The sequence below is a fragment of the Paenibacillus sp. FSL R7-0313 genome (genome assembly GCF_037969885.1).
Lineage (GTDB): Bacteria > Bacillota > Bacilli > Paenibacillales > Paenibacillaceae > Paenibacillus.
In genome coordinates this window covers 5,175,710-5,192,981 of sequence record NZ_CP150219.1, presented here as the reverse complement: position 1 = coordinate 5,192,981, position 17,272 = coordinate 5,175,710, and the positions used below count along the sequence as shown (strand labels likewise).

The window sequence follows — 17,272 nt, the reverse complement described above, 5'->3', positions numbered from 1 at the left end:
TAATCGATTCTACCATATCCCATCTATATCAAAGGAGTTATATAATCCATGAACGATAGTATAGCAGGAAGCCATATTCGCTTTATATTGGACGCGGAAGATAAGGACATTCGTGCGGGTCGCATGACTGGCAGTGGCGGCAAAAGCCCACGAGGGGAATCGTATGATTTTACCAACTATTATATGACTCGTAATGCTAAACCCCATATTCCTGTGGTAGGTGAATTTCATTTCTCCAGATTCGCTTACTTACAGTGGGAAGAAGAATTACTGAAGATGAAGGCAGGCGGGGTGAGCATTGTCGCTTCCTATGTTTTCTGGAATTTTCACGAGGAGCAGGAAGAGGAATTTAATTGGTCAGGAAACCTGAATTTGCGGCACTTTGTGGATCTGTGTGGCAAACATGAGCTGCCGCTGATCGTGCGAATTGGTCCATTCTGTCATGGAGAAGTGCGTAATGGTGGAATGCCGGATTGGCTATTCAGTTATCCATTCGAAGTCAGGTCGAACGATGAAGGATATCTGTATTACGCCAAGCGATTATACCGGGAGATTGCCCGTCAGCTCAACGGCTGTTTTTATCAGGAGGGTGGCCCTGTTATCGGGGTACAGTTGGAAAATGAGTACATGCACGCTGGCGCACCCATGGATGCATGGGGGTATACACGTGATAAGTACATTTCCTCCGGCCGGGATGGACGAGAACATCTGCAGATGCTTCGCCATATTGCCGAAGAAGTCGGTATGAAGCCGATGTTCTATACTGCCACGGCCTGGGGCAATGCTGCGGTGCCTGAAGAAGGAACATTACCGATGCTAGCGGGGTATGCGTACACACCATGGATTCCCAATCAGCCTCCAAGCCGGGAGTATCTGTTCCGGGATCTGCATATGAATCCTGTGGAAGAAGTGGATTATGACAGTCTGGAGTATCCTGCTGCGTATTGCGAGCTTGCTGGTGGCATGCAGGTCAGTTATCACGCTCGTCCGGTTGTTGATGCAGACAGTGTTGAGGCGATGACCATTGTGAAACTTGCGAACGGCAGCAATCTGGTTGGGTATTATATGTATCACGGGGGGACCAATCCAATAGGCAAAAATTCATATATGAACGAGCAGGCATTGCCTAAAATGACGTATGATTATCAATCGCCACTCGGGGAATTTGGACGTGTTGGTGAATCGTATGACCGCATTCGTACCTTGTCCATGTTCCTGGAAGCATACGGTGAGTTCCTTGCACCAATGGGCTGTGTTGTACCGGATGGTCAACATGCGATAACACCGGAGAACACGATGGATCTGCGTTGGTCTGTTCGCCAACAAGATGGCTCAGGATTCCTGTTCATGAATAATTATCAGGATCATGTGGCGATGCCTGATCGAGATATTCAATTGGAACTGCATACCAGCAAAGGGACTGCTTCCTATCCAAGAGAAGGAAAGATGCAGCTGAAATCCGGCATGGCGGCCATTCTGCCTTTCCATATGAATCTGAATGGAATGAAGATCATTAGTGCTACCGTTCAGCCACTGACCCGATTTATGGTAAATCAGGAGCTTGCGGCTGTCTTTTATGCCCATGAAGGTATGGCGCCTGAGTATGTTATGGATGCATCATCTGTTACAAATGTGGATATGCCCGAAGGCACTGTTTCAGAGCAGGGGAATGAAGTTGTGATACATCCGATTGCCGGCAAGGACCATCATCTGCGAATCACAACATCGGACGGTATAGTCATACGAATCATTACATTGACCCGTGAAGAGGCATTACATGCCTACCGTTTCCGTGTGGGCGGAGAAGAAAGGCTTGTAATTAGCAGCAGTCATCTGTATGTACAGAATGAGATGCTCCTATGTACATCTGTGGAGCAACCAGAGATGGAGGTATCCTTTTATCCGGCTCCAGAGCATGTTTCAGCTTCGAAATATGCTGTGTCATCCCAGTCGAAGCAGGGAATATTCGTTACGTACACATTCCAAGTTTCGCCTTACGAGCCTGCTGTAGAGGTTGATTACCCCAAAGAGTATGCAGCAACACTGAGATTGGACACAGCGTGGCCGGAACAAGTAAATGACGTGTGGGTTGAGATTGATTATGAAGGAGATGTTGCAGCAGCACATATTCATCATCAGATGTTAACAGATCATATTCACTATGGGCATAGCTGGATGCTTGGTTTGAAGCAATCCCGTCATTTGTTGGCTGATCACGCGCTTCGTCTGTCTGTAACCCCAATTCGAAAAGGGACGACTGAGAGTTATGTGAATCAGGCTTATGTGGAGCGATTTGAGGGTGTGGAGATCGGGAAGTTTAATGAGATTCGGGTGAGACCACAGTACCGGGTTGGTGTGGTATTGGCGGGAGTTAGGGAAGACACTTAGACTAAATCAGGGATTAAACAACAGATAAATAACAGATAAACAAGAGTTAACTTTCGTTAATAATACAGAGGGTTCTTTCTCCGAACGATTGTGAGGGGAGAGAGCCTTTTTTTGCTGTGTTATGTAAAAACAAATGATTCCTAATCATGGTAAAAAGATCTTGACTGGTAAGCGTTTTCAATTTATTATAACTTCATAACCTTAACGATAAAGTTTATTTAAACTAAATAACGCAACTTAGATAAAGTTAATTGTTATTTATTTAATAACCAAAAAACTTCTATTACCAACGATTTTAGTTAACTTCTTGCCTAGAGCAAGGTTAATTGAAATAAAAAAAACAAATACAGGAGGTTCCAAACGAATGGTTAATCTGAAAAAGTGTACAATCTTCACGGTTATTGCTGCTCTCATGTTTATGGTATTAGGGAGTGCAGCACCCAAAGCATCTGCTGCTACAGGTTTTTATGTAAGCGGTAACAAGTTATACGATTCCACAGGCAAGGCTTTTGTCATGAGAGGTGTTAATCACGGACATTCCTGGTTCAAAAATGATTTGAATACCGCTATCCCTGCAATCGCCAAAACAGGTGCCAATACGGTACGCATTGTTCTTTCGAATGGTAGCCTGTACACCAAAGATGATCTGAACGCTGTTAAAAATATAATTAATGTGGTTAACCAAAATAAAATGATAGCTGTACTCGAGGTGCATGACGCCACAGGGAAAGATGATTATAATTCGTTGGATGCGGCAGTGAACTACTGGATTAGCATTAAGGAAGCTTTGATTGGCAAAGAAGATCGGGTAATCGTCAACATCGCCAATGAATGGTATGGAACGTGGAATGGAAGTGCGTGGGCTGATGGTTACAAAAAAGCCATTCCGAAACTCCGAAATGCGGGAATTAAAAATACGCTAATTGTGGATGCAGCCGGATGGGGACAGTTCCCTCAATCCATCGTGGATTATGGACAAAGTGTATTTGCAGCCGATTCTCAGAAAAATACTGTGTTCTCCATTCACATGTATGAGTATGCTGGCAAAGATGCTGCAACCGTCAAAGCCAATATGGAGAATGTGCTGAACAAAGGATTGCCTCTGATCATTGGTGAATTCGGGGGATATCACACAAACGGTGATGTGGACGAGTATGCCATCATGAGATATGGTCAGGAAAAAGGGGTAGGCTGGCTTGCCTGGTCTTGGTACGGAAACAGTTCAGGTCTGAACTATCTGGACATGGCCACAGGTCCGAACGGAAGCTTAACGAGCTTTGGCAACACCGTAGTTAATGATACCTATGGTATTAAAAACACTTCCCAAAAAGCGGGGATTTTCTAATCCGCCGATGATACAGGAACACTCTGACGTTCACGTCAGGGTGTTTTTTTAATAATATACCTCAATCTATAATGACTTTTGAATATTTCCGTTTGGTTTTAAAAATATTTTGTTTTCAAAATAAAACAAAGATGTTAAACTCGGATTAGGAATAAAACAAACATTATCGGAGGGAAACAAATGGTACAGAGTTTATGGAATGCATCGCAGGCATCTGAGAAAACAACAGGACTTGAGCAGTTGGTTTACCGATCTAATCTCATTGGTTCTGATCGCAGTGTATGTAACATCTACGGTGGTAATACGTCTACCAAAACGACAGTGAAGGATTTTCGTGGTCGTGATGTAGAAGTAATGTATGTGAAGGGAAGCGGCTCTGATCTGGGTTCCATGGAAGCTAAACATTTTACCGGACTTGGGCTCGAAGACATTCGACCATTAATTGAACGTGAATCCATGTCGGATGAAGAGATGGTTGAATATCTGGGACATTGCATGATTGATGCCAAGCACCCGCGCGCCTCTATCGAGACTCTTCTGCACGCGTTCCTTCCATACAAACATGTCGATCATACGCACCCGGATGCGATTATCAGCTTGTGCTGTGCACATAACGGCAAGGAGTTGGCCAGAGAGATCTACGGTGATCGTTTTGTATGGGTGCCTTACGTACGCCCTGGGTTTACGTTATCTAAAATGATTGCTGAAAGCGTATTCTCGAATCCCAATGCCGAACTCGTACTGATGGAAAAACACGGACTTGTCACTTGGGGAGAAACATCCGAGGAATGTTACGCTCAAACGATCAAGATTATCAATGAAGCGGAAGCATTCATTGAAGCACGGGTGGACGAAGGAAGTTTGTTCGGTGGTGTGAAACACCCGGCACTCGCCGCTGATGTTCGTCTTCAGATCGTATCACGCGTGATGCCAACGATTCGTGGAGCGGTATCGGATAGCAAAAAAATGATTTTGTCCTTTGACGATCAAGAGGACGTACTTGCTTTTGTGGGCGGAGCAGATTCCCCGGAATTGTCTCAGGTGGGTGCAGCTTGCCCGGATCATCTGGTACATACCAAAGTGGTACCTCTGTTCATCGATTGGACACCGGATGCGGAAGATATTGAAGGTTTAAAAGCCAAGCTGGTAGAAGGTGTGGCTGCCTACAAAGAGCAATATCAACAGTATTTTGAGAGCAACAAAAACGAAGGTGATGTCATGTTCGAAGCGGCACCTCGCGTTATCCTGATTCCTGGTGTGGGCATGATCAACACAGGCAAGAGCTGGGCGCTTTCCCAAGTAAGCGGAGCGTTGTATCACAGAGCCATTGCTGTTATGCGTGGAGCTACTAGCTTGGGTCAATTCGTATCGCTCAGTGCAAACGAGTCTTACAATGTGGAGTACTGGCCACTGGAATTGTACAAATTGTCTCTGGCTCCGGCAGAAACCGAATTCTCCCGTAAAGTGGCGTTTATCACAGGTGGAGCAGGCGGGATCGGAAGTGAAACAGCACGCAGATTGGTATCTGAAGGCGCACATGTGGTGCTTGCTGATCTCAACCTGGAGGGCGCACAGAAAGTAGCACAGGAAATCAATGATCAATACGGTGCTAATCGTGCTTATGCGCTGAAAATGGACGTAACCGATGAGGAAGCCGTTCAATCTGCTTATGCTGATGTTGCGGTGCAATATGGCGGAGTGGATATTATTGTGAACAATGCAGGATTGGCCACATCCAGCCCATTTGACGAAACATCCCTGAAAGAATGGAACCTGAACATGAATGTACTGGGCACAGGGTATTTCCTCGTGGCTCGTGAAGCGTTCAAACTGATGAAACAACAGGGCATTGGGGGAAGCATGGTATTTATCGGGTCCAAGAACTCGGTGTATGCAGGTAAAAGTGCTTCTGCTTACAGTTCAGCGAAAGCGCTGGAAGCGCATCTGGCACGCTGCATTGCAGCAGAAGGTGGAGAGTATGGCATTCGTGTCAACACGATTCTTCCGGATGCCATTCTACAGGGTTCAGCAATCTGGAACGGTTCCTGGAGAAACGAACGTGCAGCGGCATACGGAATTGAACCGGATCAATTGGAAGAGTATTATCGCAAACGGACGACATTGCTCGTAAATATCTATCCAAGAGATATTGCAGAAGGAATTGCATTCTTTGCTTCTTCGAAATCCGAAAAAACAACCGGTTGCATGATGACCATTGATGGCGGTGTACCGGCAGCATTTACACGTTAAAATAGGAGGGTTCTTGCGGATGGATAACCAAGTCAAGCAAGCGTATGAAGCAGCCAAGGCATTGTATGCCCAGCACGGAATTGATACGGACGAGGTACTGAACAAACTCGCGGAGATCAAAGTATCCGTACACTGTTGGCAAGGCGACGATGTCAAAGGTTTTCTGAATAAAGATGGAGAGTTAACAGGTGGTATTTCGGTTACAGGTCAATATCCGGGCGCTGCGACCACACCAGCAGAGCTTCGTAATGATCTGGAGCAAGCTTTTGCTCTGATTCCCGGCAAACATAAGGTCAATCTGCACGCGATTTACACGGATACCGACGAGCAGGTTGAACTGGATCAGATAGAGCCAAAGCATTATGAGAACTGGGTGAAATGGGCCAAAGAACAAGGACTCGGTCTGGACTTCAACCCAACATGTTTTTCCCATGAAAAATCAAGTGACGGGTTCACGCTCAGTCATCCAGACCCTGAGATTCGCAAGTTCTGGATTGATCACTGTAAGGCGTCCCGCCGGATTGGTGCTTACTTTGGGGAACAGCTTGGTCAGACTTGTGTAACCAATGTATGGGTACCGGACGGATTCAAGGATAATCCGGTTGATCGGTTGACACCACGCAAACGTCTCAAAGAATCGCTGGATGAAGTATTCGGCGAACCACTTAACCCGGAGCACAACCTGGACGCGGTAGAGAGTAAGTTGTTTGGTCTGGGTTCGGAAGCATATGTGGTGGGTTCTCATGAATTTTATATGGGTTACGGTTTGCAAAATGATACGTTAATCTGCCTGGATGCGGGTCACTTCCATCCAACAGAGGTTATTTCCAATAAACTGTCGTCCTTGTCTTTGTTTACAAGTGGCATTCTGCTTCACGTAAGCCGCCCGATGCGTTGGGATAGTGACCATGTGGTAATTATGGACGATGAGTTGCTGGAGATTGCCCGTGAACTGGTTCGACATGATTTGCTTGCGACCACACATATTGGACTGGATTTCTTTGATGCAAGTATTAACCGTGTAGCCGCATGGGTTGTGGGGACTCGCAACACGATCAAAGCCCTTCTCCGAGCGATGCTCGAACCAGTGGATGCCTTGAAACAAGCTGAATTGGAAGGGGATTACACGTTGCGCCTTGCCTTAACGGAAGAGTTCAAATCCTATCCGTTTGGCGCGATCTGGGACTACTATTGTGCTCAGCAAGGCGTTCCAGTTCGTGAAAAGTGGATTACCGATATTAAAACCTACGAACAAGACGTATTACTACAGCGTGATAAATCATTGGTGTAATCGTATTTATTTTTCGTATAAACCACTGTGGAATGACTATTCCATGGTGGTTTTTTTGGCATAATCACGCTGAAATGCATAACTGAGGCGATTGCTTCCATACTAGGAATATAGATCCGTATCGTATACGATTGCCACGCAGAGGAGGAATAACAGAGTTGAATCTAGCCCACAACAAACTGTATATCGCTGCACTTGGCGGCGTGAATGAAATAGGGAAGAATATGTATTTCATCCAGTACAATCAGGACATCATCGTGATTGACTGTGGTTCGAAGTTTCCCGATGAGACATTGCCTGGTATTGATCTGATCATTCCAGATGTAACGTATCTGCTGGAGAACCTGGATAAAGTCAGGGGTCTTGTAGTTACCCATGGACATGAAGATCACATTGGTGGGATTCCCTATTTGTTAAAACAAATGAACATCCCGGTGTATGCATCCAGGCTCACTCGTGGGCTGATCGAACTTAAACTGAAAGAGCACGGGTTGCTGCGCAAGGCCGACTTGCATACGATCGATGCTCATTCCAGCATTACGCTGGGCGGGATCGAGGTTTCCTTTTTCGCAACCAGTCATAGTATACCGGATTGTCTTGGTATCTTTTTTCAGACCCCAGCAGGCAATGTTGTGCATACCGGAGATTTCAAGTTTGATATGTCGCCTGTACATGGACCTTTCCCAGATCTGCACCGCATGGCCGAGATTGGCAAACAGGGTGTCCATATTTTGCTCTCCGAGAGTACGAATGCAGAAAGACCCGGATTTACACCTTCCGAGCGTGTTGTGGGAGACCACATTCTGGATGCCTTTATTCGTGCCAAACAAAAAGTATTTATCTCCACCTTTGCGTCAAATGTCAGCAGGGTACAGCAGATTGTGAATGCAGCATTTGAGACGGGGCGCAAACTGGCACTGTTGGGCAGAAGTATGGTGAATGTGGTATCGGTGGCCAGTGAATTGGGGTATTTGCAAGTTCCTGACGGATTGTTGATTGAAGCTATCGATTCGGATCAGTTTCCACCAGAACAAGTTGTTGTATTATGTACCGGTAGCCAGGGAGAAGCAATGGCAGCATTGTCACGTTTGGCTTCCGGTAAGCATCCTCACGTAAGAATTAACGCCGGGGACACGGTTATTATTGCTGCCGGAGCTATTCCGGGCAATGAGAGGAATCTTGCACATGTTATTGATAACCTGTATGTTCTCGGAGCACGTGTGATATATGGTTCAAGTGGTGCAGCCGGTATGCATGTATCCGGACACGGCAGTCAGGAAGAACTTAAATTGATGCTTACTCTGATGAAACCGGATTATCTGATTCCGATCCACGGTGAGTTCCGCATGTTGTATCAGCACAGACTGCTTGCCGAGTCCGTAGGTATAGAGCGTGATCATGTGTTTATCGTGAATAATGGGGATATGGTCCAGTACAAAGACGGCATTGCTTCGCTGGGGCCCAAAATTGCATCGGGCAACAGCCTCGTAGACGGTCTGATCATGGGCGATGTTGGCAATATTGTACTGCGTGATCGCAGGCAACTGTCTTCCGATGGTATGTTGGTGATTGTGACTACACTAAGCAAAACGGAAAAACAGATGGTCACGTCACCCGAAATTATCTCCAGAGGGTTCGTGTTCGTCAAGGATTCGGAAGAATTCATGCATGAGATTCATGAGCTGGTTCTGAACCGGATGGGTGAGTTAACCGGTGCTGGCGTGAATCAGTGGAATGTGATCAAAAGAAAGCTGAAAGACGAGATCGGTCACTATATTTACGCTCAAACCAAAAGAAGACCTATGATCTTGCCTATTATTATTGAGGTTTGAGTCAGCAGGAATAGGCATTATCCTTGCCGTGATGGTCTTTGCAAACGTGTATATGAAAGTTGAACAGCCTGATGAATGTCGGATCATACATCTGTATGAACGCCACATTGATATCGGGCTTTTGTTATTACATCGGGAATGAGAAAGTACAATAGATGTGCGATAAATGGAATTGAATCAAATTCGCCATGGGTTTGCGATTCGAAGTATAATAAAAGGTAAACTAGCTAATAGAAACAAGAGGAGTCTTTATGAATAAAACGATTTCTGATATCGCTCAGATGGCAGGTGTGGCAAAAAGCACGGTCTCTCGCTACCTGAATGGCGGATCTGTTAGTGAGGATACACGCCAGAAGATTGAGCGTATTATCAAACAATACAATTATGTTCCTAATACATTTGCACAGAGTCTGAAGGCTAAGAAGACCAGTATTATCGGTACGGTTGTGCCACGTCTTGATTCTTTTGCAACATCCCAGACATTGATCGGAATTGATGAAGAACTGCGGAGTAATCAGTATCAGATGCTGATCGCAAATACGAGTCAGGACATGCAACGCGAGATTGATGCCATCTATGATTTTGCACGACAGAAGGTATCGGGTATTATTCTGCTGGCTGCTGAAGTGACTGAAGCACATCTGAAGGCCGTTGAGGATATACGGATTCCGGTGTTATTGGTGGGGCAGCAGCATGAGCAGCTGCACAGTCTGGTTCACAATGATGACCAGGCAGGTTATGAGATGGGCAGATATGTCGTAGAACAGGGTCACCGCAAGATCGTGTATATGGGAGTTAGCGAGAAGGATCGGGCGGTAGGGATCTACCGTAAACAAGGGTTCCAGCGAGCAATCACCGAGTGTGGTGGATGTGAAGTGAAGTATTATGAGACAAGCTTTAAGATGTCGGAAGCCATTGTTACCGCTGAAGCCATACTGAAAGAAATCACACCAACAATCATTGTAGGGGCCACGGATAATATCGCACTGGGTGTGATGAAGATTGCGTTCTCCAATAAAATCCGCATTCCGCAAGATTTGTCCGTTACCGGATTTGGCGGATATGATATTACGGAGATGATTCACCCCACGCTGACGACAGTGAAATATCATTATTTGCAGGCGGGCAAAGTAGCGGCGAATCACATTATTCGTCTGGTCAAAGGCGAGTCGGTGGAGGAACGAACAACATTGGACGTAGAACTAATTCCTCGAGAAAGCGTTGACAAATTATAAAAACATCCTTTATGATAATTCCATCGAACCGGTTCCAATGTAAATATCCAATACGGATATGCGAACACGGGCAGGCATGAATGCCATATGGAATTATTTTTTTGCGTTGAATGGAACCGGTTCCTATATTTTGATTTTCGTATAAGTTAATAAGAAATAAACATTTACGGGGTGGGCAGAAAAAATCTGAAGAAACGTAGTGTTCGCTTAAAGCTTTCTGTAAGAAAGCTGCTTCGGAAGCATACGCTAGCACCGGATTTCACCCTTTAGAAAAGGGATCAGGAAATCTGGGGATAACAGCGATCGGAAGATTGTTCTGCCATCGTAGTCCCAGTGTGAAATTTCTTGGTCTAACTTATATTAGCAAGAATGGAGAACAGCTATGAAAATGACTAGAGAGCAGCGCTACAGACGAATTGAGCAAGCTGAGCCTGGAGAGATTGCAAAGCTTGAAGCACGGATATCTGTGTGTCCTTGGAGACAGAGTTACCATATTCAGCCTGTAATAGGTCTGCTTAATGATCCTAACGGCTTTGCATATTATCAAGGCTATTATCATCTGTTTTATCAGTGGTTCCCACTTGGAACAGAACATGGCATGAAATACTGGTATCATACTCGCTCGAAGAATCTGGTGAACTGGGAAAATGTCGGGATTGGAATCGAACCGGATAGCTGGTATGACTCACACGGAGCTTATTCCGGTAGTGCGATTGAAAAAGACGGCAAGCTGCACTTGCTGTACACGGGCAATACGAGGGATGAGGCTTGGGTCAGACATCCGTATCAGTGCTTGGCAGTTATGGATGAAAGCGGTTCAGTAAGCAAACTGAATGATCCCGTGATCTCGTCTGTGCCAGCCGGATACACGGAACACTTTAGAGATCCCAAGGTGTGGCAACAAGGAGATACGTATTATTGTGTCATTGGTGCGCAGAGAAAAGACGAGACGGGATGTACGGTGCTGTATCGCTCAATTGATCTGAAAAAATGGGAGTTTTTTGGTGAAATTCATACGCAATTAACCTCCTTTGGCTACATGTGGGAGTGCCCGGATTATATGGAGCTGGACGGGAAAGGTGTACTTGTCTTTTCCCCGCAAGGCTTAGATGCAGCGGGAGATCATTATCAGAATATTTTTCAGTCCGGTTATCTGATTGGTGAGCCGCTTAATCTCCAGACGAGAGAGTTCACACATGGTGAATTTCAGGAGTTGGATCGTGGATTCGATTTCTATGCTCCGCAAACCATGCAGGGTCCGGACGGAAGACGTATTCTGGTTGGTTGGATGGGACTTCCCGATCTGGCGTATCCGACAGACGATAACGGTTGGGCTCATTGCCTGACCATTCCTCGGCAGTTGTCACTCCGAGACGGGAAGTTAATCCAACAACCTGTTGCAGAGATGGAGAAATTGCGTCAACAGGAGAAAGGCACTCATATTCGCGCAACGATTGATAATGAGTGTAGATCCTTCTCTGGTTTTGAGGGGATTGCTTATGAGCTAATATGTGAGATAAGTCATGTAGAAGCAGAGATTGTCGGCATCGAATTCCGAGCAAGTGAAACTGAGAAAACGGTTCTTCTGTATGATCGGATTCAGCACAAAGTTGTCTTGGATCGGACGATGTCTGGTGCCGAGCTAGCAGAGCAGAATGGCGTTGTACGACGGTGCACACTTACTGCGGACGTGATTAAGTTTCATCTGTTCGTTGATGCGTCTTCGGTAGAGATCTTTGTGAACGATGGGGAAGAGGTCTTTACCAGCCGGATTTTCCCAATTCCGGACAGCGTGGATATTCGTTTCTTTGCACGCGGAGGCAAAGCTGATTTTGAAGCAACAAAATGGGATTATTAAGTATTACTTGAGAGGAATGAGATAACATGTCGGAGAATCAACGAATTGCCCAGGAAGTGATTCATGCCATCGGGGGCAAAGAGAATATTGCATCATTTGCACATTGTGCAACACGTCTTCGCATCATGGTGAAAGATAAAGAAAAGATTGATCAGAAAACGGTCGAGAACATCGAGAAGGTGAAAGGCGCCTTTTTCAACTCAGGTCAATATCAGATTATCTTTGGTACGGGAACAGTGAATCGAATCTTTGAAGAGGTTGAGAAGCTGGGAATCGAAGGAACATCCAAAGATGATGTGAAGAGTCAGGGGAAAAAAGAAGGAAACGCTTTTCAACGGGCTATCCGCACGTTTGGTGACGTATTTGTACCCATCATTCCCGTTCTGGTAGCTACAGGACTGTTCATGGGATTGCGCGGATTACTTACCCAGAGTGAAATTCTGGCGTTATTCGGTGCAACACCGGATGATATCTCGGCCAATTTCTTGTTGTTCACACAAATCCTGACGGATACGGCATTTGCATTTCTGCCTGCACTTGTAGCGTGGTCCGCATTCCGCGTATTTGGCGGAAGTCCGGTACTTGGTATCGTACTGGGGCTAATGCTGGTTAATCCCGCATTACCCAATGCTTACGCGGTGGCAGATGGATCAGCACAGCCGCTGCATATGTTCGGTTTTATACCTGTCGTGGGTTATCAGGGATCGGTTCTGCCCGCGTTCTTTGTAGGTTTGATTGGAGCCAAGTTTGAAAAGGTATTAAGAAGACGGGTACCAGAGGCACTGGACTTAATTCTGACTCCTTTTATTACGTTAACAGTCATGATTACGCTTGGACTATTCGCGATTGGTCCCGTGTTCCATTCCCTAGAAGAGTGGGTGCTGCATGGAACAACTGCCGTATTGGATCTTCCGTTTGGCATCGCAGGTATTATCATTGGATTCTTCCATCAGATTATTGTCGTTACCGGTGTGCATCACATCTTTAATTTCCTGGAGATTCAACTACTGGAGAAAACGGGATTCAATCCGTTCAACGCCATCATTACCTGTGCCATGGCAGCACAAGGAGCGGCTTGTCTCGCAGTCGGTCTGAAGACCAAAAATATGAAACTCAAAGCACTCGCATTACCTTCTTCCTTGTCCGCATTTCTGGGCATTACCGAGCCAGCCATCTTTGGAGTTAACTTGCGTTATATGAAACCATTTATTATGGGACTGGTTGGTGGTGGTGTGGGTGGTTTCATCGCTTCCCTGTTCCATCTGCAAGGTACGGGCATGGCTGTAACGGTTATTCCCGGTACACTGCTCTATCTGAACAGCCAACTGCCGTTGTATATCTTGTCCAACGTAGTTGCCATGGCGATTGCATTTGCACTTACCTGGTTCTTTGGATATAAGGATCAACCGATTGCAGAAGAATCGGTGAGCCATGACAACAGTGGAGTAACATCAGGTGAAGTTAATGCAGTGGATTCTAATCCGCGTATTAATTCAGTTACCGATGCCGTTACAAGCAATCGTCCTAAGGTAGATTTTCTCGAAATCGCTTCGCCAATGAACGGTATCATCGTTGCTCTGGAGCAGGTTCCTGACCCGGCGTTCTCGGAAAAACACATGGGTGAGGGCATTGCCATTGAGCCATCAGAAGGTAAGGTGTATGCACCGTTTGATGGTGTCATCGCACATGTCATGAACAAGAGTAAACATGCGGTGATTCTGGAGCATGAGACAGGTGTACAGATGCTGGTTCATATCGGAATTAATACGGTTGGACTAAAAGGAAATGGTTTTACCGCACATGTGAATAGCGGAGAGCGTGTAACTGCAGGACAATTGTTGATTGAATTTGACATGGATGTCATTCAGGCCGCGGGTCTGCCTTTGATTACACCTGTGTTGATCCCAAGCGGAAATGAAACCATAGCAACTGTTACAGCGACGTCAACAGGTCATGTTCAAGCTAATGGGGAAGCAGTACTTGTAGTGAAATTCACTGAGCCACAATAGTGGCACGATATAAGGGAAATGGTAGAGATGTAACTCTCCCGTTTCCCTTTTTTGTGTACAATCGTATGAAATCAAAGAAATAGATCATCAATAATCTAATTAAACAAAGTGTTCTAGCACAAAAGGTAACACCAGTGTACGATTATCCAATCGACGCCCTATGAAAAACAAACGTCAATCGTTATCCTACAGACCAGCGTGACGTTTCAGTCGCTCGGCAATCTGCATTAGATCTTCCGCGGATATTCCTGGCGCAAATTCTTCCGGCAGATCAGGTAGCTCAGGCACTGGGCCTCCATAACCTGGCAAGCCGGCAAAAGCCTCCAGTTTACCGCCATCGGTTGGGTGTGTCCCTTTCCAGATCTGGGCAATGCCCTGATAATCCTTGTCGCTGAACGTGTACAGCCTGCGATGTTCTCCCATCGCTTCCCACTTCCGTGTCGTTTCAAAAGCTTTATTATCCAGTCTTGGAATGGGAAACATCTTCGTTACATCCACACCCGTTGCAATTTCCAATGCCTTGGCATACGCAAGGACGTGCACACCCCCACGTACAAGCAGATAACCAGTCATTTCTCGGGCTGTCTTGTTATCCGTCATTTCGTAGACTCTCATTTTGTGAGTTCTGGCTCCGCATTCAAGAAAGAAATTATGCAACAGATCAAAGATCAGATTGCCACTGCTCACGACATACGAACCATTCCAGGGTCTTCCCATGGAGTCGTAAGGGAGCGCTGTCTGAGCCGATTCAATAAAATGTGAAGTCATCCGTGCGTCTTTGCCTACACGTAGCGGGGTAGAGTCCGGAGCGCCTGGTGATGTCGAACCTTCAAGCATGAGGTTAATCGTATTGGCGACAAGTTCGACATGGCCGAATTCCTCCGCGGTAATACTTGCAACAATGTCATAAAAAGGACGCAGCTTGGATCTGCCTCTGAAATTGAATGACTGAAACATATAGTTATTTAATGTTGACATTTCCCCGAACTTACCACCAAGCAACTCCTGAACTGCACTAGCTCCATTAGGGTCAGGATTACTGGATATGGGTAGTTCGATAGCAAGACGGTCTACACGTTTAAACATGACATTTCCCCCTCAATCCTAGTTAGTGTAAAGGTATGAAGGGGCACTTGTACGTTATTCGATCAATTGTGAAACAAAAACAAAACGTTCTGCCAGAGCTTTAAGCTCTGAACAGAACGTTAGATGAGTTCTTATTTGGAAGCTACGCCCACAACGCTGGTTCCATTTTTCGTGATTTTGTACGCCAGCACATCTCCGTTCCAGAAATGGAATTTAAGCGTGACTTCACCATCATTGGTTTCATTGAAGAAGTTAGGTTTCAGTTCAATCACATTACGTTCGTAATCTGGGCTAAATGTGTAGGAGAATTCTTTGAACGAAGTCCAGTTCTGTGGACCGGCGTTCTCTCCGTTTGCATACGTTGCTTCCATCGTGGCCAGTTGATTGCCGTTAAACGTAGTCGGAATGGCAAATGCACTGGTTGTACCAGTTGCATCGTTCAACTTAGGTGTGTCATATTTAATGATATTGAAGTTCCAGTCAGCACCTTCATTGAATCCAGCCGTGAGTGTGGCATTTACGCCCAAATCACCAGAGGCTGTCAATTTGGTTAACAGATTGGATTTTAACGTAAGTACATCTTTTTTAATTGTATAGTCTTTACCTCTTACAAGAGGGGTAGTGCCATTTTTCAACGAATTGAATTTGTTCCCATTCAGATTGAGTTTTACCTTCTTATCTTGAATGGCTTCATTTTGTTTAAGATACACGAGGTCCGTTTCGGCTGTGGATGAGCGACCTGTCCAGCTGGCTTTCATGGTATCAAATAATTCCTGATCAGACCAGGTAAAACTTGTGCGACCGAAGTGTTGACCGTTATCCCACAACATCGTTGTCATCTGTTTTTGGCGCAGATATTGTCCAACAAATTCGAAGAATTTCAGTTTTTCGCCTTGCTCAATGACACCTGTGTGCTGGTCAAAACCAAGCAAGCCATACTCACCAACGATAACCGGAATGCCTTTCGCTGTAAAAGCATTGTATACCCGATCGAATGTGTCGGTAACGTCTTTCTGTACTTCCTCGTTATACTTGGTGTAACCTGCGATGTTCACACTGAATGGCCAGAACCCGTAGTAGTGAACGGTTGCAATAATATTGCTGTCATTCAATTTTTGAATGGTCTTATTCAGTTCATCCAGATCAGGTTGAGCGGAAGAAGTATGCATCGTTGGAAGCACAAGTGGACGTGTCTCGTTGTTTCCACCCGAAGTTCTTACGATCTTGTGAAAAGAAGTATTCAACTCGTCCAGCATGCGATATCCAATCGCTGCATCTGTTGTGCCGCCTTCAGAGAAACGTGGTTCGTTAACACTTTCGAACATGAGTTTATCGGATGCATCTTTGAATTTGTCCGCAATCTGAGTCCAAGCAGAGTTATAACGTGTAAGCACGTTGTCATGGTCTTTCTCCATGTAACTGATCCAACGCCAGGAATCATGGTGAAGATTGATCATGACGTAGAGATCCGCATCGAGGGCCCAGTTTACCACTTCTTGAACCCGATTCATGTAAGCGGAATCAATTATGTAGTCGGGTGCGTCACCGATGTGGGCTTCCCAGGTCACAGGAATACGGATACTGTTGTAGCCCTCAGCTGCGATCGATTGAATTAGTTCCTTTGTAATGCGCGGGTTGCCCCAGGCTGTCTCATCCTCACCAACGGCGTCCAGAGAGTTACCCAGATTCCAGCCAGGCTCCATGGCGTTTACATAGGTCTGCATTTTGCTTGGAGCGGCTGAGGTATTGGCCTGTTCGCTGTTGTCAGTTGCAGCTGAAGCCATAGCGGAGGAGAATAGAGATAGAATCATGGCAGTCACAAGCGTAAGAGAAAGGACTGATTTGCGGTTTTTTTTCATTAATATAGTCTCCTTCGAATAGAGAATGGTTGAACGTGAATAGCGGTTAAGCAGGGTGAAAATAGAGCTCAACGCAAACAAAAATTCACTTGTTTAATACTAAAATCACCACCGATTTA

At 45.6% G+C, this 17,272-nt stretch carries 10 protein-coding genes; 8 read left to right on the top strand and 2 right to left on the bottom strand.

Going from position 1 to position 17,272, the window contains the following annotated elements; translation table 11 throughout:
• The first annotated feature begins 48 nt into the window (after positions 1 to 48).
• From NSQ38_RS22455 to NSQ38_RS22420, 8 genes are all read left to right on the top strand, one after another.
• Positions 49 to 2,388 (top strand): beta-galactosidase, encoded by a 2,340-nt coding sequence (locus tag NSQ38_RS22455; protein ID WP_339784110.1) that lies wholly within the window; start codon positions 49 to 51, stop codon positions 2,386 to 2,388.
• A gap of 364 nt (positions 2,389 to 2,752) precedes the next feature.
• Positions 2,753 to 3,733, top strand: coding sequence for a glycoside hydrolase family 5 protein (locus NSQ38_RS22450; protein WP_339784109.1), 981 nt, complete (start codon positions 2,753 to 2,755; stop codon positions 3,731 to 3,733).
• 180 nt (positions 3,734 to 3,913) lie between these two features.
• A complete protein-coding gene (locus NSQ38_RS22445; protein ID WP_339784108.1) occupies positions 3,914 to 5,983 on the top strand; it encodes a bifunctional aldolase/short-chain dehydrogenase in 2,070 nt (689 codons plus the stop codon).
• A 19-nt stretch (positions 5,984 to 6,002) separates the two neighbouring features.
• Positions 6,003 to 7,274 (top strand): L-rhamnose isomerase, encoded by a 1,272-nt coding sequence (rhaA, locus tag NSQ38_RS22440; RefSeq protein WP_101313986.1) that lies wholly within the window; start codon positions 6,003 to 6,005, stop codon positions 7,272 to 7,274.
• A gap of 158 nt (positions 7,275 to 7,432) precedes the next feature.
• Positions 7,433 to 9,106 carry a ribonuclease J gene (locus NSQ38_RS22435; RefSeq protein ID WP_339784107.1) on the top strand — a complete coding sequence of 558 codons (1,674 nt, stop codon included), beginning with the start codon at positions 7,433 to 7,435 and terminating at the stop codon, positions 9,104 to 9,106.
• A gap of 251 nt (positions 9,107 to 9,357) precedes the next feature.
• A complete protein-coding gene (locus NSQ38_RS22430; RefSeq protein ID WP_338594369.1) occupies positions 9,358 to 10,341 on the top strand; it encodes a LacI family DNA-binding transcriptional regulator in 984 nt (327 codons plus the stop codon).
• Positions 10,342 to 10,723: 382 nt separating this feature from the next.
• Positions 10,724 to 12,199: a sucrose-6-phosphate hydrolase gene (locus NSQ38_RS22425; RefSeq protein WP_339784106.1), complete on the top strand. Its 1,476-nt coding sequence runs from the start codon at positions 10,724 to 10,726 to the stop codon at positions 12,197 to 12,199.
• Between the two features lie 26 nt (positions 12,200 to 12,225).
• The gene (locus NSQ38_RS22420) at positions 12,226 to 14,208 is read left to right on the top strand and encodes a sucrose-specific PTS transporter subunit IIBC (protein ID WP_339784105.1); all 1,983 of its coding nucleotides are present in this window, start codon (positions 12,226 to 12,228) and stop codon (positions 14,206 to 14,208) included.
• A gap of 186 nt (positions 14,209 to 14,394) precedes the next feature.
• Here the strand turns inward: NSQ38_RS22420 and NSQ38_RS22415 are convergent, their stop codons facing one another.
• Entirely contained in the window at positions 14,395 to 15,294 is a 900-nt protein-coding gene (locus tag NSQ38_RS22415; protein ID WP_339784104.1) for a manganese catalase family protein, read from the bottom strand.
• 131 nt (positions 15,295 to 15,425) lie between these two features.
• Positions 15,426 to 17,153, bottom strand: a complete 1,728-nt coding sequence (locus tag NSQ38_RS22410; RefSeq protein ID WP_339784103.1) for a cellulase family glycosylhydrolase — start codon at positions 17,151 to 17,153, stop codon at positions 15,426 to 15,428.
• Positions 17,154 to 17,272: the final 119 nt, after the last annotated feature.